The organism is Oryzobacter terrae (assembly GCF_042756445.1).
GTDB classification, from domain to species: Bacteria; Actinomycetota; Actinomycetes; order Actinomycetales; family Dermatophilaceae; genus Oryzobacter; species Oryzobacter terrae.
Genome location: NZ_CP170578.1, coordinates 1,461,168 through 1,479,410, shown reverse-complemented (window position 1 = coordinate 1,479,410; position 18,243 = coordinate 1,461,168). Strand labels below are relative to the sequence as shown.

At 69.5% G+C, this 18,243-nt stretch carries 21 protein-coding genes; 10 read left to right on the top strand and 11 right to left on the bottom strand.

The window, feature by feature from the left end; translation table 11 throughout:
• The first annotated feature begins 270 nt into the window (after window positions 1-270).
• Entirely contained in the window at window positions 271-1,647 is a 1,377-nt protein-coding gene (locus tag ACFWN3_RS06850) for a hypothetical protein (protein WP_377644658.1), read from the top strand.
• A gap of 205 nt (window positions 1,648-1,852) precedes the next feature.
• Window positions 1,853-3,346, top strand: a complete 1,494-nt coding sequence (locus ACFWN3_RS06845; RefSeq protein WP_377644657.1) for a D-alanyl-D-alanine carboxypeptidase family protein — start codon at window positions 1,853-1,855, stop codon at window positions 3,344-3,346.
• Between the two features lie 700 nt (window positions 3,347-4,046).
• Here ACFWN3_RS06845 and ACFWN3_RS06840 read toward each other — a convergent pair.
• The 4 genes from ACFWN3_RS06840 to ACFWN3_RS06825 form a co-directional block, all read right to left on the bottom strand.
• A complete protein-coding gene (locus ACFWN3_RS06840; RefSeq protein WP_377644655.1) occupies window positions 4,047-4,553 on the bottom strand; it encodes a hypothetical protein in 507 nt (168 codons plus the stop codon).
• Window positions 4,554-4,814: 261 nt separating this feature from the next.
• Complete coding sequence (locus ACFWN3_RS06835; protein WP_377644654.1) at window positions 4,815-5,609, bottom strand: sulfite exporter TauE/SafE family protein; 795 nt, start codon at window positions 5,607-5,609, stop codon at window positions 4,815-4,817.
• A 143-nt stretch (window positions 5,610-5,752) separates the two neighbouring features.
• Window positions 5,753-5,932 (bottom strand): hypothetical protein, encoded by a 180-nt coding sequence (locus ACFWN3_RS06830; protein ID WP_377644652.1) that lies wholly within the window; start codon window positions 5,930-5,932, stop codon window positions 5,753-5,755.
• Between the two features lie 37 nt (window positions 5,933-5,969).
• Window positions 5,970-7,379 carry a rhodanese-like domain-containing protein gene (locus tag ACFWN3_RS06825; RefSeq protein WP_377644650.1) on the bottom strand — a complete coding sequence of 470 codons (1,410 nt, stop codon included), beginning with the start codon at window positions 7,377-7,379 and terminating at the stop codon, window positions 5,970-5,972.
• Between the two features lie 140 nt (window positions 7,380-7,519).
• On the opposite strand from ACFWN3_RS06825, the gene trxA reads away from it, so the two are divergent.
• The 3 genes from trxA to ACFWN3_RS06810 are packed head-to-tail and all read left to right on the top strand — an operon-like array spanning window position 7,520 to window position 8,603.
• Window positions 7,520-7,888, top strand: a complete 369-nt coding sequence (gene trxA, locus ACFWN3_RS06820; RefSeq protein ID WP_377644649.1) for a thioredoxin — start codon at window positions 7,520-7,522, stop codon at window positions 7,886-7,888.
• On the top strand, window positions 7,885-8,298 hold the full coding sequence (locus ACFWN3_RS06815) for a DUF302 domain-containing protein (protein ID WP_377644648.1): 414 nt from the start codon (window positions 7,885-7,887) through the stop codon (window positions 8,296-8,298). Before trxA ends, ACFWN3_RS06815 begins: the two co-directional genes overlap by 4 nt.
• 38 nt (window positions 8,299-8,336) lie before the next feature.
• The gene (locus ACFWN3_RS06810) at window positions 8,337-8,603 is read left to right on the top strand and encodes a metal-sensitive transcriptional regulator (protein WP_377644646.1); all 267 of its coding nucleotides are present in this window, start codon (window positions 8,337-8,339) and stop codon (window positions 8,601-8,603) included.
• Between the two features lie 56 nt (window positions 8,604-8,659).
• On the opposite strand, the gene ACFWN3_RS06805 is transcribed toward ACFWN3_RS06810, so the two are convergent.
• The 5 genes from ACFWN3_RS06805 to ACFWN3_RS06785 form a co-directional block, all read right to left on the bottom strand.
• Window positions 8,660-9,391, bottom strand: coding sequence for a cytochrome c biogenesis CcdA family protein (locus tag ACFWN3_RS06805; RefSeq protein WP_377644645.1), 732 nt, complete (start codon window positions 9,389-9,391; stop codon window positions 8,660-8,662).
• A gap of 1 nt (window position 9,392) precedes the next feature.
• Window positions 9,393-9,725, bottom strand: a complete 333-nt coding sequence (locus tag ACFWN3_RS06800; protein ID WP_377644643.1) for a thioredoxin family protein — start codon at window positions 9,723-9,725, stop codon at window positions 9,393-9,395.
• 296 nt (window positions 9,726-10,021) lie between these two features.
• Window positions 10,022-11,374 (bottom strand): Na+/H+ antiporter NhaA, encoded by a 1,353-nt coding sequence (gene nhaA / locus ACFWN3_RS06795; RefSeq protein ID WP_377644642.1) that lies wholly within the window; start codon window positions 11,372-11,374, stop codon window positions 10,022-10,024.
• Between the two features lie 163 nt (window positions 11,375-11,537).
• Entirely contained in the window at window positions 11,538-11,714 is a 177-nt protein-coding gene (locus tag ACFWN3_RS06790) for a hypothetical protein (protein ID WP_377644641.1), read from the bottom strand.
• Window positions 11,711-12,157 (bottom strand): hypothetical protein, encoded by a 447-nt coding sequence (locus ACFWN3_RS06785; RefSeq protein ID WP_377644639.1) that lies wholly within the window; start codon window positions 12,155-12,157, stop codon window positions 11,711-11,713. Before ACFWN3_RS06785 ends, ACFWN3_RS06790 begins: the two co-directional genes overlap by 4 nt.
• Window positions 12,158-12,644: 487 nt before the next feature.
• Here ACFWN3_RS06785 and ACFWN3_RS06780 point away from each other — a divergent pair, with 487 nt between their 5' ends.
• From ACFWN3_RS06780 to ACFWN3_RS06770, 3 genes are read left to right on the top strand one after another with little or no spacing between them, the layout of a single operon-like run.
• Complete coding sequence (locus tag ACFWN3_RS06780; RefSeq protein ID WP_377644637.1) at window positions 12,645-13,355, top strand: response regulator; 711 nt, start codon at window positions 12,645-12,647, stop codon at window positions 13,353-13,355.
• A complete protein-coding gene (locus ACFWN3_RS06775; RefSeq protein WP_377644635.1) occupies window positions 13,352-14,731 on the top strand; it encodes an ATP-binding protein in 1,380 nt (459 codons plus the stop codon). The genes ACFWN3_RS06780 and ACFWN3_RS06775 overlap by 4 nt, the downstream gene beginning before the upstream one ends.
• Window positions 14,728-15,348, top strand: coding sequence for a GerMN domain-containing protein (locus ACFWN3_RS06770; RefSeq protein WP_377644633.1), 621 nt, complete (start codon window positions 14,728-14,730; stop codon window positions 15,346-15,348). Before ACFWN3_RS06775 ends, ACFWN3_RS06770 begins: the two co-directional genes overlap by 4 nt.
• Before the next feature lie 31 nt (window positions 15,349-15,379).
• Here the strand turns inward: ACFWN3_RS06770 and ACFWN3_RS06765 are convergent, their stop codons facing one another.
• A complete protein-coding gene (locus ACFWN3_RS06765) occupies window positions 15,380-15,634 on the bottom strand; it encodes a hypothetical protein (protein WP_377644631.1) in 255 nt (84 codons plus the stop codon).
• Between the two features lie 269 nt (window positions 15,635-15,903).
• Here ACFWN3_RS06765 and ACFWN3_RS06760 point away from each other — a divergent pair, with 269 nt between their 5' ends.
• Window positions 15,904-17,139, top strand: coding sequence for a DUF2254 domain-containing protein (locus ACFWN3_RS06760; RefSeq protein WP_377644629.1), 1,236 nt, complete (start codon window positions 15,904-15,906; stop codon window positions 17,137-17,139).
• A gap of 45 nt (window positions 17,140-17,184) precedes the next feature.
• Window positions 17,185-17,634 carry an SRPBCC family protein gene (locus tag ACFWN3_RS06755; protein ID WP_377644627.1) on the top strand — a complete coding sequence of 150 codons (450 nt, stop codon included), beginning with the start codon at window positions 17,185-17,187 and terminating at the stop codon, window positions 17,632-17,634.
• A gap of 28 nt (window positions 17,635-17,662) precedes the next feature.
• Here the strand turns inward: ACFWN3_RS06755 and ACFWN3_RS06750 are convergent, their stop codons facing one another.
• A complete protein-coding gene (locus ACFWN3_RS06750; RefSeq protein WP_377644625.1) occupies window positions 17,663-18,070 on the bottom strand; it encodes a DUF6855 family protein in 408 nt (135 codons plus the stop codon).
• Window positions 18,071-18,243: the final 173 nt, after the last annotated feature.

Below are 18,243 nucleotides of genomic sequence, written 5' to 3'. Positions count from 1 at the left end.
TCTGGGTTCTTGAGACGGGAGGGGTGGAGCGTCTCTACGGTGCCTGCGGAAGCACCTAAGCCAGGGGAGTCGCACATGCGCGCATTGGTGATCCACCGCCTTCGCGGTGGCACGACAGGTAGTGCGGTCAGCCGAGCGCTGGTACCGCTGTTTGTTGCGGCAGCGGCGCTTGTGCCGCTTCCCAGCGCGTCTGCGGCGACTGCGGGAGACATTTGGCCGGGTGTCGTGACGCCGTCCTGTAACAGCGATGGACATGTCGTTCTCACTGGGGTGGCCACCAACATCATCGATGGGGACGATGGCCAGTTCTACTTTGGGCTGAGAACTCCGTACGGCAACGTGGAGCCTGAGTGGTTCGCTACCGGTGCTGAGGTGCGGATGGTGAAGGACACGGGGCGGACCTCGATCGTGGCGGGCACCGCGACGATCTGGTTCGGTGGTGCCATCGATGGTGGTGACGCACAGGGGGACACGAGCGCGCCCTTCGGGTCCTTCGCGTGCGGGCCGCCCGGGTCGTTCGTGTCGTTGGCTCCCTCGCGGGTGTTGGACACACGCTCGAGTGTGGGCAGTGCGGGTCCGGTGGCGGCTCGTGGCACGGCGCGTGTGCAGGTCACCGGTCGTGGTGGGGTGCCGGCTTCTGGGGTGTCTGCGGTGGTGATGAACGTGACGGTGACGCAGGCGAAGGCGGCCGGGTACATCACGGTGTTCCCTGATGGGACGAGCAAGCCGACGGCCTCGAACGTGAACTTCGTGGCGGGCCAGACCGTGCCGAACCTGGTGGTGGTCAAGGTCGGCTCCAACGGGAAGGTGGCGCTGACCAACAGCTCGAGCGGGACGGTCCAGCTGGTCGGCGACGTCGCCGGCTACTACCTGTCGGGGACCGCGACGACCCCGGGGTCGTTCGTGTCGTTGGCTCCCTCGCGGGTGTTGGACACGCGCTCGAGTGTGGGCAGTGCGGGTCCGGTGGCGGCTCGTGGCACGGCGCGTGTGCAGGTCACCGGTCGTGGTGGGGTGCCGGCTTCTGGGGTGTCTGCGGTGGTGATGAACGTGACGGTGACGCAGGCGAAGGCGGCCGGGTACATCACGGTGTTCCCTGATGGGACGAGCAAGCCGACGGCCTCGAACGTGAACTTCGTGGCGGGCCAGACCGTGCCGAACCTGGTGGTGGTCAAGGTCGGCTCCAACGGGAAGGTGGCGCTGACCAACAGCTCGAGCGGGACGGTCCAGCTGGTCGGCGACGTCGCCGGCTACTACCTGTCGGGGACCGCGACGACCCCGGGGTCGTTCGTGTCGTTGGCTCCCTCGCGGGTGTTGGACACGCGCTCGAGTGTGGGCAGTGCGGGTCCGGTGGCGGCTCGTGGCACGGCGCGTGTGCAGGTCACCGGTCGTGGTGGGGTGCCGGCTTCTGGGGTGTCTGCGGTGGTGATGAACGTGACGGTGACGCAGGCGAAGGCGGCCGGGTACATCACGGTGTTCCCTGATGGGACGAGCAAGCCGACGGCCTCGAACGTGAACTTCGTGGCGGGCCAGACCGTGCCGAACCTGGTGGTGGTCAAGGTCGGCTCCAACGGGAAGGTGGCGCTGACCAACAGCTCGAGCGGGACGGTCCAGCTGGTCGGCGACATCGCCGGGTACTACCGGAACTAGCGGTCCCGCCATGGACTCGACCCGGCCGGGGCCCGCCACATCCAAGCGCGAACACCGCCATGGATGGGCACCCTCAAGGCGGGACACCCTCGCGCTCGCCACTGCCTCAAGCCTCGTCCTGGCTCTTGCCGCAGCACCGACGCCGGCCACGGCCGGCATCCTCGCGGCGTCTGCGCCCATGGTCAGCGCCCCGAGCGTCTCGCGCGTGGCAGGTGTCGACCGATACGCGACATCAGTCGCGGCATCACATGCGGCGTTTCCTGCCGACACCCAGGCAAAGACTGTATATCTCGTCTCGGGCACCAGCCCGTGGCACTCACTGAGCGCCACCCCCGCCGCCGTCAACGACAGCGCCGCCGTGCTGCTCACCCGACCGGACGGCATCCCCTCGGTCGTCGCTACCGAGCTCGCGCGACTACACCCCGAGCAGATCGTCGTCGTCGGTCCTGCCGACACTGTCTCCGGCACGGTCCTGGCCCAGGCCAAGAAGTATGCCGCCGACGTGGTGCGAGTCGGAGGGAGCAGTCGCTACCAGACCGCCCAGGCGCTCGTGCGACATGCCTTCCGCGAGCCGGTGAGCCACGCCTGGATCACCACGGGACGAGTGTGGACCGACGGCATCGCCGCAGGCCCGGCAGCCGGCTCGCTTCGGGAACCACTGATCACCATCGACGGCGCGGCTGCCAGCCTCCCCGTCGCGCCGATGTCGCTCCTGGCAGACCTCGAGGTCACCTCGGTCACCATCGTGGGCGGCACCGCCGCCGTCTCCGCTGGTATCGAGAAACAACTCAAGGCCACTCTCGGCGCGGACCACGTCACCCGCGCGACCGGCACAGACCGCTACGCGGTAGCGGCGCGCATCAACGCGAGCGCCCACCCCGAGCTGACAGCAGGGACGTCGTACGTGGCCAACGGCCGCGACTTCGTCAACGCCATGGCCGGTGGCTTCCTCGCAGGCACGAAGAAGCGGCCGCTGTACTACAGCGCGCCGCACTGCGTCCCGGACACAGCGCGTACCCCGCTGCTCGGCGCAACCACCACTCGCTTGGCACTGCTCGGTGGCGAAGGATCTCTGCGCAGCCTCGTGGGAAAGCTCACGGCCTGCAGCAGCATCACCGCCGCCAACAGTGCGTGGGTGCTGGTGAACAAGAAGAACCCACTGCGGCCGAAAACCTACGTGCCTTCAGACCTCGTCACGCCCGATGTGACCTACCCCAACGGGGCCCGCCTGCGCCGCGCAGCGGCGAGTTCCCTCTCGCGGATGTTCACCGCCGCCCGTACCGAGGGCGCCGGGCGGATGAAGATCGCCAGCGGCTACCGGTCCTACAGCACACAGTCCAGCGTCTACCGGAACCGCGTCGCCACCAATGGTCAGGCCTACGCCGACAAGTGGATCGCGCGTCCGGGCTACAGCGAACACCAAAGCGGCCTCAGTCTCGACATCGCCCCCGTGGGTGACGCCAGCTGCAGCCAACACAACTGCATCGGCAACACACCCCAAGGCGCCTGGCTGAAGAAGAACGCCTGGAAGTACGGCTACATCCTGCGCTACGAGACCGGCTACACCACGGTGACCGGCTACAACAGCGAGCCATGGCACTACCGCTACGTCGGCACCATCCTCTCCACCGCCTACCACTCAGGTGGCTGGCACACCCTCGAGCAGTTCCTCGACGAACCCGCCGCGCCAACCTACTGATGTGGTCCGGGCATCGACTGTGGTCCCTAACCACACGCTCAGCCTTGGACCAGGCGGCGATGTTGAGGCTGCGCTGCGAGGCGGGCACTGTCGGGCCAGGCGACGGATGACGGCGCAACCCCACTAGGGCTCATTGGCGGCTAGCGATCCTGCGTTCGTCCCGCCGTACGACACGCTGCGCCCTAAGGACGCACATGCCGCAGTCAGCGCGAATCCAATCAGGGCACCCGCGCGAGCACCCGCTCAATGCAACTGCACCGGGCGAATTCGAAGCCCAGGCAAACGTGCACACGGCCACTGCACCCCTGATCGGGGCTGAGTCGTTGGGACGACTGTGGAGAGGGCAGTCAGCGTCCGGTGCTGCGGAGCACTAGGACGGTTCCGTCGTCGAGGAGCTTGAGGCGGCGGGCGTTTCCACCGGCTTGCTTCAGAGCTTCGGCCCAGACGAGCGGATCGGGTCGGCGGGACACCACGGGCGTGGAAGCGGAGCGGCGAGAACGGGGGGTCACGTGCTGAGGATGACACGAGCGACCGTGAGGAGCGCCAGCGCTAGTTCGCAATGCCCCAGGCTGACCTTGAGCGCGCCCTGCGCCCCGCGGTTTGAGTAGGGACGAAGCGTGATGGCCAAGGTGAAACCGCAGGTCAAGGGGGAGGGACGAAGCCCGTGACCGAGTCGTTGTGACGACTTTGAGGTGCGGGGTCAGCGGGCGCGTCGGTTGAAGGCGAGGATCAGCGCAGACATGGCGGGGAGCAGCTCGGAGACGTCGCGGTCGTAAATGCGGCCTTGGTCGAGGCGGTCGGCCAATGTCGTAAGCAACTCGGACCAGTGCGTCGCGGAGGTTGGAGAGACGACGACCGGGACGGTCTCGGTCTTGGTGACCTCACGGATCACCTCAACGGCGCGATCGACCACCTCGACGGCGACCAGGCCGGACTCTGCCGCTCGCCGCTGTTCCCAGGCGCGGTGCCGGCACGCGGATGAGCACCACTTCGGCATCCGCCCAACCCGCGCGACCTTGATGCTCGTACCACACCAGCCGCAGGTGACGACGCCACGATCCTTTGGGACCCGTCTCGCGATTCGATCGAGCCGGGCGAGCTCCCGGCGCTCGTCGCGCAGGCGAATTAGCCGGGCTTGGCCGCGGCGAGCCGCGCGACGCTCAAGCGCACGCAGGTGCGCCTTCGGGTTCTTGAACTGTTCGTCCATCTCGGAGCCTCCCTAACGTTTCTGACTCCATAGGCGTCAGGTGGAACGTTGAGGGTCACTCCATGGTGTGGTCGAGATCGGGCAGAACGGGTTCCGTCACAACGCTTCTCGGACCCGGGGTGCATTAGGTGTGTGGCACTTCGATGGTTCGACTTCAGGGGCTGTCGGCTGGCCGCGGGGGCGCCAGGCTCCGGGGTCCTGCGGGTGGTGGGGGAGGGGGGCGACGAGGCGGAGCCGCGACAAGGGTGGGTCGCGGTGCGGTCAGAGGAGGGTGGCCGCTGCGGTGTAGGTCGCCACGAGGGTCAGGAGGGCGGCGAAGGCCACGGTCTGCGCACGGGCGGGGAGCTTGGTGGACAGTCGGGCGCCGGCGAGGCTTCCGAACGCGGCAACGGTGGTGAATGCGGCGATGAGTTGCCAGTCGATCGGCTCTGGAGTGAGGGTGAGGCGGGCGGCGAAGGCGGTAGCGGAGTTGACGGCGATGACGAGAAGCGAGGTCCCGACGGCCGCTGGCATCGGCAGGGACAGGGCGAGGACGAGGGCGGGAACGAGGATGAACCCTCCACCGACCCCGAGCAGCCCGGTGAGCAGGCCGACCGCGGTGGCGGTGACGACGACCTTGACCACGCGGGGGCAGGCGCAGGTCAGGGGGCGCAGGGTCAGCATCGGTTCTGTGGGCTCGTCCGGGTCGCCGGTGGCGGGGGAGAGTGCCCTGCGGACCATGAGGGCGGCGACGACGAGCATGAGGCCGGCGAAGGTCAGGAGCAGGACCTCACCACGGATGCGGGCGCTGACGGCGCTCCCGGCGAGGGCGCCGGCGACTCCCAGGAGGCCGAAGGCCAGTCCTTGCCCGACACGGATGTTGCCTTGCCGGGCGTGGGGGACCATCGCGATGAGCGAGGTGGTGCCGACGATGACCAGCGAGCTGGTGGTTGCCTGATGTGGTGACTGTCCGAGCAGGTGCACCAGGGCGGGGACGGTGAGGATCGCGCCGCCCCCACCCAAGGCGCCGATGACGAGCCCGACGGCGAGGGCGACGGGGACGGCGAGGACGGTCACGGACGTACTCCTTGAAGTGAGGTCCCGGGGGCGAAGGCGTGTCATGCAGCCTCCGCCCCCGGGCGCCCGGCGGCAGGGACAGGGGTTGCGCCGGGCGGGCGGGACGGACGCGAGGGGAGGGGTCCGTCCCGCGGTCTGGGGGGTCAGGGGCGGCGGAGCATACGGTTGAGCAGGCTGGGGCCGGAGGCTGCGGCGCGCTTGGCGTCGGTGTGGCCGGGGCAGCGGTCGGTGCGGGGCACGCCGGCCATGACCTGGTCGACGTGCTGGCCGCAGCCGGCCCAGGTGGACTTGCTGCAGACCTTGCAGGTGGCGGGTCGGCACATGGTGGTTCTCCTTGGTGTGGGGGTGTGGGTCCGGCCGCTAGGCGGCGGAGGTCAGGGGGAGTCCGGCCGAGCCGGCGTGCTGGGCGAAGTCGTCGTCGATGGCGACGACGTGGCGGCCGTGGGCGGCCAGGACTGATGCCGCGATGGAGGCGCGGTAGCCGCCGGCGCAGTGCACCCACACCTCTCCCGCGGGAACCTCGTCGACGCTGGTGAGGATCTGGTGGATGGGGATGTTCACGGCGCCCTCGATGTGGGCGTCGGTGTGCTCGGACTCGCGCCGGACGTCGAGGACGACGACGTGGCGGTGGTGGCGGACCTGGGCGAGGTCGGCGAAGGCGGCGCGCTCGAAGCTGCCCAACGGCGTTGCGGTCCAGTCCGGGGGTGACCCGGTGGCGGCGCCTTCGAGGTGGTCGATGCCGATGCGGACCAGCTCGCGCTGGGCGTCGGCGACCTGTTCCGCGCTGTCGCCGAGCAGGGTGAGGGGGGTTCCCCACGGGATGAGCCAGCCGACGTAGGTGGCGAACTGGCCGTCGAGGCCGATGTTGAGGGTACCGGTGACGTGTCCGGCGGCGAACGCGGTGCGGGTGCGCAGGTCGACGACCCATTCCCCGGCGCCGACGCTGGCGGCGATGGCGTCGCGGTCGGCCGTGCGCGGCGCCGACAGGTCGGGCTCGGCCGGGCCGGCGCTGTTGGCGGGCGCCATGTGCACGTAGTAGGCCGGGTAGGCCTCGAGGTCGGCGAGGGTCTGCTGCACCCAGTCCTCCTCGGCTCGGGTCAGGACCGGGTTGGACCGCTTCTGGTCGCCGATCGTGGAGGACGTCGCGCTGCACGAGGATCCGGGGGAGCAGAAGGAGCCGAAGCCGTGCGTGGGCAGGACCGCAGCCTGGTCTGGGAGCTCGGCGGCGAGGTGTCGGGCGGAGCCGTACTGGTGGTGGACCAGGTCGTGGGTGTGCTCCTGTCCGAGCAGGTCGGGTCGTCCGGTCGTGCCGTACAGCAGGGCTCCCCCGGTGAAGACCGCGACGACCTCCGGGTCGTCGGCGGATTCGGTGGACTCCAACGCGTACGACAGGTGGGTGAAGGTGTGGCCAGGGGTCGCGATGGCCCGGACCCGAAGCGTGGGGGAGACCTCGACGACGTCGCCGTCACGGACAGGGGTGCGCTCGAAACCGACGTCGTCGGCGGCGTTGACGTGGTAGCTCGCGCCGGTGTGCTGCGCCAGGGCCAGTCCCCCGGTGACGTAGTCGTTGTGGATGTGGGTCTCGAACACGTGCGTGATCCGCACGTCCTCTTCGTCGGCGATCGCGAGCACGCGGTCGATGTCACGCTGCGGGTCCACGACGAACGCGACGTCGCCGTCGTGGACCAGGTAGGAGCGGTCGCCGAGCGAGGGGGTGTCGATGGGGATGATGACCGGCTCGGACGCCGCGGGGGCTGGCGAGTTCGTCATGGGTGGTCCGTCTCCTCACGGGGCCCGGGTGGCCCAACCTGCTGGATTGATACATAGGGGAGTATCCGATAGAGTGACGGTAATACATAGGGGAGTATCCCCGTCAAATCGAGATCTCATCTCAGCCACAAGGAGCACGGATGGCCACCACCGCCCTGACCGCCACGACGTTCGAGGAGGCGATCACCACCAACGACACCGTCGTCGTGGACTTCTGGGCGTCGTGGTGCGGCCCCTGCCGGCAGTTCGCGCCGGTTTTCGAGGCCGCGTCGCAGCAGCACCCCGACATCGTCTTCGCCAAGGTCGACACCGAGGCCGAGCAGTCCCTCGCGGCCGCCGCACGGATCACCTCTATCCCCACCCTCATGGTCTTCCGCGAAGGGATCCTGGTGTTCAGCCAGCCCGGCGCCCTGCCGGCCGCGGCGCTGGAGTCCCTCATCGCCTCGGTCCGGGCCCTGGACATGGATACGGTGCGCGCCGACATCGACACGAAGAAGGCCAGCGCATGAGCAACGCCACGACCTACGCCCTGTCCACCACCGTCGCCGGATCGGTGGAGAACACAGCAACGAAGACCCGGGCCGCACTGGCCGAGCAGGGCTTCGGAATCCTCACCGGGATCGACCTCGCCGCCACCTTGCGCGAGAAGATCGGCGCCGACATCCCACCCCACCTCATCCTCGGCGCCTGCCGCCCCCCGCTGGCCCACGCAGCCGTCACCGCCGAGCCCTCCATCGGACTCCTGCTGCCCTGCAACGTCGTCATCCGCGCCGAGGGCGACCACACCGTCGTCGAAGCGATGGACCCTGCCACGATGGTCACGCTCACCGGCAACCCCGCCCTGGCACCGGTCGCCGACGACGCCCGCACCCGACTCCTCGCCGCGCTCACCGCCCTCGGCGGCACCCCCCTCTCCTGACCAACCCAGCCCCACTGCACCCGAAGGGAACCCCCGCCATGGTTGTCCTGGCCACCGACGACATGACCCCCGTCATCAACCGACTCAAGCGCGCCCAAGGCCAGATCGGTGGCGTCGTCCGCCTCATCGAAGAAGGCCATGACTGCAAGGACGTCGTCCAGCAGCTCGTCGCCGCGAAGAAGGCCCTCGACCGCGCCGGCTTCGCCATCGTCTCCTCCGGCCTGCGCGGCTGCGTCACCTCCCCCGACGGCATGACCGACGAAGATGCCGCAACCCTCGAGAAGCTCTTCCTGTCAATGGCCTGACCAACCCGATGAGCGGGTGAGCCGCGCACCCCGCCGCTGTGCTCTTGCCATCGCCGCTATTGCACGAGGTCGGCACCGATCTCCCACGGGGCGATCGGTGAGTGCTCCAGCACCCAGGTCTCGAGGCCCTGCATGAGACCGGTGGCCACGAGCAGGCCGATCACCACGAAGAGCGCGCCCACGACGCGCCGGAGCCACGAGCGCGGGTCGGCCGCCCAGCGCAGCCTGCGCACAGCGCGCTGACCGAGCACGGCAATGGGAAGGAGCACTCCCACGAGGCCGAGGACGTAGGCGGTGAGCAGCGCGAGACCACGGGCCGGCTCGGCGGGCAGCACGGTGACCACGACGTACCCGAACAACGGGCTGCACGAGGTGAACACCGGCCCAAGGGCCAGCCCTGTGAGCACGGCCCCGAGCCCTCCCTCCCGCCGGTGCGCCGCGGCCAGACCGCGCGCGCTGCCCCGCGCGAATCCAGTCGTGGTGGACACTCGGTCCCAGACCTCGGGGAACACCGCCGTCACGCCCAGGGCGATGAGGAGACCGCCGCTGACCCACCGCCACACCGCAGGCGGGACGTCGATCAGCGCGGTGGTCGCTCGAAGGGCGAGGGTGAACACGAACACCGACGCGCCCAGTGAGGCGGTCACGATGACCGCCCGACGCACCGCGTGCGCGTCGGCGGCCCCGGAGATCGACCCCCCGACAACGACCGGCAGGAGCGAGAGGGCACAGGGCGCCAGCGTGGTCAGGGCCCCGGCGAGGACGGCCCCAAGGAGTGCCAAGAGCACCTCAGATCGTCTTGGCGAGGATCTCCGCGCCACCGATCGAGCCGGTCCACTTCGCGAGCTCGGCACCCGACGGGTCGACCTGCACGAAGGTGTGCTGGGTGGTGACCCCGTACTTCTTGCGCAGGTCGTTCTCGGTGTCGAAGTCGACCTTGACGGGGGTGAGGCCGGCAGGGATGCCGTCACGGCCGATGGCCTTCTCGGTTGCTCGGCAGGTGGGGCACCACGGCGCGTGGAAGAAGTAGACGACCGTGGTCCCCGCTCGGGACACCGCCTGCTCGGCATAGTCGGCCTTCGACAGGTAGGCGCCTGCTGCCGCGCCGTCGGGCGGTGACATGGGGGAGCTTCCGGGAGCGGGCGTGTTCGTGGTCGAGGACGTGGCTGGAGCCTTGGAGGTGCCTTCGGACGGCGGCGGCGTCGTCGTCGCGCCGCAGGCCGTGACGACCAGCAGGGTCCCCAGCGCCGCGACGGCACTCCCGAACCTGACCGGCCTCGGACGCATCCGGTTCCTGTCTGACGGGGTCACGAGGCCAGTCCAACCCATCGCCGGTCGATCGCGCCAGCCCTGGGGTGACCCCGTCAGAACTCCGTAACATGTGCAGGTTCTTTCTCCGCAGACGAAGGCCGTCGCCATCAGCTCCCACCGGGGTGCGGCGCCGACCCTGGTCTCCCGTCGGCTGCGATTTCGTAGACGTCGGGGGTGCCGTCCCCGTCGGAGTCCACGCTCTCCAAGGCACACAGCTGTCGGTAGGTCCGGTTGCGGGAGCGGAGGACCAGCGACGCCATGACGGCCGAGAGAAGGGATCCCGTGAGCACCGCCACCTTCACGTGCTCGTCCCGCTCGCTTCCGACGCCGAAGGCGAGCTCACCGATGAGCAGCGACACGGTGAACCCCACCCCAGCGAGCATGGCCAGACCCAAGACGTCGGTCCACGACAGATGCCGGTCGAGCGTTGCCCTCGTGAAGCGGGCCATGAGGAAGGTGGCACCGAAGATCCCGACGGTCTTTCCCAGGACGAGCCCCGCGACGATGCCGATGGCGACGCTGTCGCGGAGCGATTCCGCGAAGCCCCCGAACCCGCCGACCGTCACGCCAGCGGCGAAGAAGGCGAAGACCGGGACGGCGAACCCTGTGGAGATTGGACGGAACCGGTGCTCGAAGTGCTCGGCGAGGCCCGGTCCGGCCTCCGGCCCTCCGGCGGCGCGGCTGCGAAGCACCGGCACCGCGAAGCCGAGGAGGACACCGGCGACCGTCGCGTGAACGCCCGAGGCATGGACGAGACCCCACGTGAGTCCAGCGAGGGGGAGCAGGAGCCACCATGACCGCACCCGGCGCTGCACGAGCAAGGTGAAGAGCGCCAAGGGCACGAGGGCGGCCAGGAGGAGCACGACATCGAGCTCGCGCGTGTAGAACAGCGCGATGATCGTGATGGCGAAGAGGTCGTCCACGACCGCCAAGGTCAACAGGAAGGTCCGCAGCGCCGCGGGGAGGTAGGTGCCGACCACCGCCAGCACAGCGAGGGCGAACGCAATGTCGGTGGCGGTCGGGATGGCCCACCCCTGCAGCGCGTCCCCACCGGCCGTGAGGTTGACGACGACGAACAGGACAGCAGGGACGATCATCCCGCCGAGCGCCGCCGCGACGGGGAGCGCCGCCCGCCGTGGCTCCCGTAGGTCTCCGGCGACGAACTCCCGCTTGAGCTCCAGGCCTGCGACGAAGAAGAAGATGGCCAGCAGGCCGTCCGCGGCCCACGTCCCCAGCGACAGGTCGAGGTGCCATGCCTCCGGTCCCACCGTGACCTCGCGAAGGCTCGCGTAGGAGTCGGACCATGGCGAGTTGGCCCACGTCAGGGCGATGACGGTCGCGGCGAGCAGCAGGGCCCCACCGACGGTCTCGCGTCGGAGGACGTCGCTGACCCGAGAGACCTCTGGCCAGCTCCCTCGGGCAAACAGGGTGGGTGTGGATGGTTTCCGGGACAAGGCCACAAAGGTCCTTCGTCTACGGCACCTCGCGTCGGCGGGTGCAGGGTCGGCTGTGAGATGCCGACCAGACTTCCCGGCTCACCGGTTCCTACCCTAGTGCAGCCCCACGTGCATCTCCTCCGTCAGACGGGCGCCCCCCTGTGGGATGCGAGGCGTTTCGCCCTGCTCAGTCAGGAGCGTCGGCGTGCGGAACGGACAATGCAGCGGCCTCGATCTCGGCCAGGTCCGCGAGCCGGTCGAGAGCCTCGGTGGCGTCCTCGGCGGTCCGTGCGAGCCGCAGGTGGAGGGCTTCGATGGTCCGCTCGTCCGACAGTGCTTGGAGGAAGGCCCTGCTCGGTGTCATGGCTGGCCCTTCGTCGGGTGGTGGTCGATGACGGCGCCGGCGCCGGTGCCACCGAGACCGAGCAGGGCGATCAGGAGCGCCGCGGGAGCCTCGTCCAACAGCCGGTCGGGCGTGGTGCGGACCCCTTCGACGAGCAGGTCGGACACCGCTTCGAAGGCGCTGCAGGACAGGAGGATCAGCCGCTCGGAGGGGAGCGGGAACTCGCTGTCGTGTCCCGAGCCGTCACTGGGTCGTGTTCGGCACCCAGTCGGGGTCACAACGAGCGCGGGAGGTGCGCAACGGACGGCGACCAGGAGCTCACCGTCCGGTGTGCACGCGGCTGCGGCGTAGCACGGGTCGGGTCCGTCCGGCTCGTCGTCGAGCTGGTCACTGACGACGACCTGCGTGAGCCGAGGGCGATGGTCGATCCGAGCCACTCCCTTGGGGTACTCCGCGACCGTCACGGTCCATCCGGAGAACGTCTCGGTGCGCGTGAGCGCGTCACCGACGATGTGGCTCGTCACGGTCTCTGCCGCCGATCGGGCAGGACCCCACAGTGCCGCAACAGCCGCCGGGTGTCGCCTCGCTCTCCGACGACCGTGAACTCCACGTTCCGCAGGGCGCAGCACCGACGCGCCCAGAGGATGGTGGCAACCGTGGCGGAGGTCACGCGACCCACGTCCGAGAGGTCGACCTGGACGCCCTGGCCCGTCCTGGCACTGTCTGCGACCAGGGTGCGCAACGTCAGGACGTCGGCGCTTCGCTGACCGCTGCCGGGCGAGACCCGTAGGACCCTGACTGTGCGACCAGGTGGAGGGGGGAGTGCCATCCGTGCAGGTTGGCACCGAGAGATGTCAGGGAGCCGGGCCACTACTTTGCAGTTTTATGACGAAGTGCCGATCCGCAGTGAGCGTCGGCCTGTGCACGCGAAGGGGCTGGCACACTCGTCGGATGCCCATCAGGCTTCTGGTCCTCGAGGACGACGACGGCATCCGGGCGTTGCTCGCGATGGCGCTGGAGGACGAGGGCTACGAGGTGCGGACGTTCGCCGACGCCGAGTCGGCTCTGGCGGAGGAGTCCCTGGGTGAGATCAACCTGTTCCTCGTGGACCTCATGCTCGGGGGGATGGACGGGTTCACCTTCATCCGTGAGATCCGTCGCCGGTCCGACGTGCCGGTCATCGTCCTCAGCGCCAAGGGGGACACGCACGACATCGTCGCGGCCCTCGAGGCCGGAGCCGACGACTACGTCACCAAGCCCTTCGAGATCAAGGAGGTCAGTGCTCGGCTGCGTGCCCTGCGCCGTCGGGCTCCGTCGTCACCAACGGACTCGTCACGGGACAGCGAGGACGTCGTCGTCCTCGACTCCTCCAACGGACCCCTCGTCCTCGACCTCGGCGCAGGAGTCGTCCGTCGCGGCGACGACGAGGTGCACGTGACGGTCACCGAGTTCCATCTGCTTCGTGAGCTCGCCACGTCCGCGGGGCGGGTCCTCAGTCGTCAGGTCCTCCTCGAGCGGGTGTGGGACCACGGGTACTTCGGGGACGAGCGCATCGTCGACGTCCACGTGCGTCGCCTGCGGACGAAGATCGAGACCACCGCCTCCGACCCGCGTCTCCTCGTCACCGTTCGCGGTCTCGGCTACCGCCTGGACCCGGCGTGAGCCTTCGGCTCCCGCTGGGGATCCGAACCAGGGCCACCGTGTCCTTCGCGGCGCTGGCGCTCGCGATCTCATCCCTCCTGTCCATCGGCACCTACCTGACCGCGCGCCACTACCTGGTCGAACAGCGCGAGACGACGGCAGCGCGACAGACCTTCGTCGATGCGGCGTTGGCGCGAGAAGGCCTGCTCACCGCCGGCGCCACCGTCAGCGACGTCCTCGACCAGACCTCGCCCCCGCCAGGGGCCGTCGTCGTCGTCAACCGGAACGGGCAGTGGTACTCCTCCACGCTGGACTCCGACGCCGACGACGTCCCGATCGCGGTGCGACGCCTCGTCTCGGAGGGGAAGGCGGCGCGAACGTGGACGAGCCTCGGTGGCGAACCCGCCGTCCTCGTGGGTGTCCCCATCCCCAGTGTCGGGGTCGAGTTCTACGAGCTGACGCCCACGACCGAGCTCCAGTCCACCCTGAGCACCCTCGCCCTCGTTCTGGCAGGCTTCGCCCTGGCCACGACGCTCGGCGGCGGCCTCATCGGGGGGTCGGCGTCGGCACGACTCGTCGCCCCGCTCGGGAGCGTCGCATCCGCCTCCGCGGACATCGCGGCCGGAAGGATGACCACCCGACTCCCCGAGACGTCGGATCCGGATTTGGCCGTCATCGTCGGCTCCTTCAACACGATGGTCGAAGCGCTCGACGAGCGGATGCAGCGTGACGCCAGGTTCGCCGCTGACGTCGCCCATGAGCTGCGCTCCCCGGTGACGACGCTCATCACGAGCATCGCCGTCCTGGAGTCCACCGCCGAGGGCAGCAGCGAACGACGTGCTGCCGCGATCCGGCTCGTCGAGCGGGAGGTGCGCCGCCTGCATCGCTCCCTCGAGCAGCTGCTCGAGCTCGGTCGGCTCGACGCAGGAGTTCGTCAGCGTGGAGAAGAGGTCGTCCAGGTCGAGGAGCTCGTCCGTCACTCCCTGGAGGACACGATGCGCACGCACGTCCCGCGTTCCATCGGCCGGGCCGGCCTCGGTGTGGTGGGTGACAAGGCGCAGCTGCACCGTGCTCTCGTCAACCTGCTCGACAACGCCGACGCCCATGGCGGCGGTGTTGCCGCCGTCGAGGTCTGCGAGGTCGGCGACAGCGTTCAGGTTCGGGTGGTGGACCGGGGTCCCGGAGTGCCCGTGGCGGAGCGCGACCGCGTCTTCGACCGTTTCGTGCGCGTGGGTTCGCGAGGCTCGGCGCCAGGCTCCGGCCTCGGCCTGAGCCTGGTCGCCGAGACCGTCAGGGCGTATGGCGGTTCCGTCTGGTGCGAGGAGACGCCCGGCGGCGGTGCCACCTTCGTGATCGCCCTCCCCGGTGTGCGTTCCGAGGACCTGGACGTCCGATGACGATGCTCGGACGTGGGTCGCGGACGTGGGTGACGATGATCGTCATCGCGGTCTGTGTCGGCTGCGGGGCCCCACGAAGCTCGTCGGTCGAGGCGATCGAGTCCGTCCCCTATGGACTGCTGACGCCGTCGGCGTCCAGCGTCCCGTCGCCGACCTCGGCCGCCGGCTCGGGTCCGCACGTGTACCTCATCAAGGATGACGTGCTGGTGCGATCCGCGGCGGTTCCCGAGGGTGGGTCGTCGTTGGAGACCCTGCAACGCACCGTGGGCCAGCTGGTGGCCGGACCCACCGAGCAGGACCGGGCCGCTGGGCGGTCGACGGCGCTGGGCGCCGACGTCACGGTGTCCGTCGCCTCGTTCACCGGCACCAGGGCCACCATCGACATCCAGGCCGGGCAGCTGCCCACCGGGGCCGGAAGGCTCCCACTGGCGGTCGGACAGCTGGTGCTCACCGTGGCGTCCGTGCCCGACGTCGATGAGGTGGTACTCACCTCCGACGGCACGCGAATCGCCGCACCACTGCCCGGCGGTGCCCTGACCGACCGACCCCTGACGGCCGGCGACTACGCAGAGCTCCTGCAGCCGACGCCTTCCGCCGGGACCACGTCCGCGGAATAGGCGCGCTCGGCCGGATGCCGATGGTGGCGGCTCAGGTGGTCGTGCGGTCGCGGTCGGCCAGCCACGCCGGGAGGCGGGTCCGGCCGGCGTTGTACCGCCGTGCGAGCTCAGGGAGGTTGGGTCGCAACCCCAGTCGTTCGAGCTCGACGGCGATGCCGCGGATCATCTCACGCGGACGCCCCCCGGGGGCGCGGGCCTCTCCACGCAGCTGCGCTGCCGCAATGGCGTGGGAGGTGCGCTCGTCGATGCGCTTGGCGCTGTCCAGGACGATGTTGGCGTTGGTCATGCTCAACCTCGGCTCTCTCTCTGGCCCATCAGGGCAGGTGGCTCTTCTTGACCACATCACCCTCGCAAGCGCACATGACAGGGGACCGAGTCCCTGTATGACAGTTCGATGACCATCGCCGTCCTGACCCGAGCCCAGTGCGACGGATCCGCCGGTGCGCCAACCTGTCCGCGAACGACCACCCGTTGCCCCCGGTGACCGCGGTACTGTCCGAGCACACACGGCCGAAGGAGCCTCGTGTTCTTCGACGCGTCGGAAGACCCCACCCGATGACAGCAACGATCAAGGGCTTGACGCAGCGGTTCTGGGCCATACCCCTGCTCTTTGCCGTCGCGGCGACCGTGCTCGCCCTCGGGGTGACCGCTGTCGACGAGTCGTTGGACACCTCGCTGCATCTGCCGTTCCTGTTCGCCGGCGGCCCGGAGAGCGCGCGCGCGCTGCTCGCCGCGATCATCACCTCGATGATCTCGTTCACCGGCCTCGTCTTCTCGATCACCATCGTGGTCCTGCAGCTGACGAGCAGCCAGTTCTCGCCCAGGGTCCTGCGCTCGTTCCTCGGGGACCGTTTCAACCAGGTTGCCCTGGGGGTCTTCGTCGCGACCTTCGTCTACGGGCTCGTGGTGCTCCGGGGTGTGCGTGGCACAGCGCAGGTGGATCCGTTCGTTCCCCAGATCAGCGTCACGATGGCCTTCGCCCTCGTCCTGACCTCGGTGTTGGTGTTCCTGGCGTACATCCACCACATCGCCCAGTCGATCCGCGCCGCGACCATCCTGAGCTCGATCGCCGATGACACCCGAGCCCTCCTCGACGAGCGCATCGCGGCAGACGCCGAACCCGAGCCGGCGCTCCTCTGGCCGGACGGTCCGGTTCGCACGCTCGCCGCCCACCGACCGGGGGTGCTGCAGTGGCTCGACGACGCAGCGCTCGCCGACGCCGCCGACAACCACGGCGGATCGATCCGTCTCCTGCGCGCCGTCGGCGAGTTCGTGGCCACCGGTGCCCCGCTCATGGAGCTGCGCGGCGAGTCGACCCTGCAGGACGACTTCTGGCACGCAGCCGTGCACCTGGGTCGCGAGCGCAGCATGGACCAGGACGTCGGCTTCGGCCTGCGTCAGCTCGTCGACATCGCTGAGCGTGCCCTCTCCCCGGGGATCAACGATCCGACGACAGCAGTCCAGGCGCTGGACCACATCCACGACATCACGCGCAGACTGGCCACCCGTGCCTTGCCGCCGCGACAGCGGACAGCCGACGACGGGCGCCTCCTGTTGACGGTTCCGCAGCCACGGTTCGACGACTACCTGGCACTGGCCTTCGACGAGATCGGCCACTGGGGAAAGGACAGTCCTCGCATCCAGCGGCGGGTCCAGGTCGCGCTGCGAGACCTGGAGTCCGCCGCCAGGCCCGAGTACCGACCAGCGGTGATCGACGCCATCGCGCGCCTGCAACAGTCATCTTCTGCCGAGGCCCATGCGCTCTCGCCCTCGGACGTCGCTCTCCGCTGACCGCGTGTCGTGACAGGGCGGTCTCCCCCGAGGGACACTGAGCTCATGGTCGACGTCCAAGTCGAGAGGGTCATCCGCAGCCCGTCGGACGAGGTGGCAACGTTCGCCGGCGACCCCACGAACGCACCGCAGTGGTACGCGAACATCCGGTCCGTGCAGTGGCGGACACCGCCGCCGCTCGCCCTCGGCTCGCGGATGGAGTTCGTGGCGCGCTTCCTCGGCCGCCGCCTGGTGTACACCTACGAGGTCGTCGACCTGGTTCCGGGGCGTCGGCTCGTCATGCGGACCGCCGACGGTCCCTTCCCGATGGAGACGACCTACACGTGGGAGGGGGTCGACGGTGCCACCCGGATGACCCTGAGGAACCGGGGTGAGCCGACCGGGTTCAGCCGTGTCACCTCACCGGTGATGGAACGGGCCATGCGGCGGGCCATGACGGCGGATCTCGTGCGACTGGCGGCCGTCCTCGAGACACAAGACCTCGGCCCGGGCTGACCCGGCGCAGCGGGGTCCCCGTTGGACGTCACACCGCTCGCACGCGGTTGTTTCGCGCCTCGTGGGTCAGCTCGGCGAGGCCGAGAGCCTCGAGCAGCGGCGGCAGGTACATCCCGAAGCGCCCGCGGTACCCCGGACGCAGGCCGTACCAGCCACCCACGGGGTTGTCCTGCGAGCGCCCCCACGCCTCGACCGTGCCGGGAGCGGCGTCCTTCTTCTCGTCCGCCGCACCGAGGTCCACCCAGTCGCCCTGTTCGAGCAGCCACCGGTGGAGGTCCTCGACGGCAGTCAGGTGGTAGCGCAGGGTGGTGCTGCCGACCTGGCAGACCAGCGCCGGGGGGTCGGCGTCGGGGTCGCGGTGCATCGTGTACGTGGACGACCCGGGGGCGGTCGTCAGCACCCAGGGATCGTCGGACGTGCCGTGTCCTTCGCTCATCGGCTGCCCTCCTCGTCGGGTCCGGGCGGAGGCCGAATGCCTCCGGTCCAGCATGTCACGCGCGGGCCGTGCCTGTCTGGTACCGCCGTGGCTCACGCCGGTCCAGGACTCCTTACGAATCCCTGACGGTCGCGCAGCGCGGGCACGATCCGCTCGACCGCGTCGCAGACTGT

Excerpts from the sequence above, each read along its gene's own strand:
- ACFWN3_RS06810 (WP_377644646.1), top strand. The coding sequence starts at position 8,337 with ATGGTTGTCCTGGCCACCGACGACATGACCCCCGTCATCAACCGACTC.
- ACFWN3_RS06830 (WP_377644652.1), bottom strand. The coding sequence starts at position 5,932 with ATGTGCCGACCCGCCACCTGCAAGGTCTGCAGCAAGTCCACCTGGGCC.
- ACFWN3_RS06815 (WP_377644648.1), top strand. The coding sequence starts at position 7,885 with ATGAGCAACGCCACGACCTACGCCCTGTCCACCACCGTCGCCGGATCG.
- ACFWN3_RS06790 (WP_377644641.1), bottom strand. The coding sequence starts at position 11,714 with ATGACACCGAGCAGGGCCTTCCTCCAAGCACTGTCGGACGAGCGGACC.
- ACFWN3_RS06750 (WP_377644625.1), bottom strand. The coding sequence starts at position 18,070 with ATGAGCGAAGGACACGGCACGTCCGACGATCCCTGGGTGCTGACGACC.
- ACFWN3_RS06760 (WP_377644629.1), top strand. The coding sequence starts at position 15,904 with ATGACAGCAACGATCAAGGGCTTGACGCAGCGGTTCTGGGCCATACCC.
- ACFWN3_RS06800 (WP_377644643.1), bottom strand. The coding sequence starts at position 9,725 with ATGTCACCGCCCGACGGCGCGGCAGCAGGCGCCTACCTGTCGAAGGCC.
- ACFWN3_RS06755 (WP_377644627.1), top strand. The coding sequence starts at position 17,185 with ATGGTCGACGTCCAAGTCGAGAGGGTCATCCGCAGCCCGTCGGACGAG.
- trxA (WP_377644649.1), top strand. The coding sequence starts at position 7,520 with ATGGCCACCACCGCCCTGACCGCCACGACGTTCGAGGAGGCGATCACC.
- ACFWN3_RS06840 (WP_377644655.1), bottom strand. The coding sequence starts at position 4,553 with ATGGACGAACAGTTCAAGAACCCGAAGGCGCACCTGCGTGCGCTTGAG.
- ACFWN3_RS06770 (WP_377644633.1), top strand. The coding sequence starts at position 14,728 with ATGACGATGCTCGGACGTGGGTCGCGGACGTGGGTGACGATGATCGTC.
- ACFWN3_RS06765 (WP_377644631.1), bottom strand. The coding sequence starts at position 15,634 with ATGACCAACGCCAACATCGTCCTGGACAGCGCCAAGCGCATCGACGAG.
- ACFWN3_RS06780 (WP_377644637.1), top strand. The coding sequence starts at position 12,645 with ATGCCCATCAGGCTTCTGGTCCTCGAGGACGACGACGGCATCCGGGCG.
- ACFWN3_RS06825 (WP_377644650.1), bottom strand. The coding sequence starts at position 7,379 with ATGACGAACTCGCCAGCCCCCGCGGCGTCCGAGCCGGTCATCATCCCC.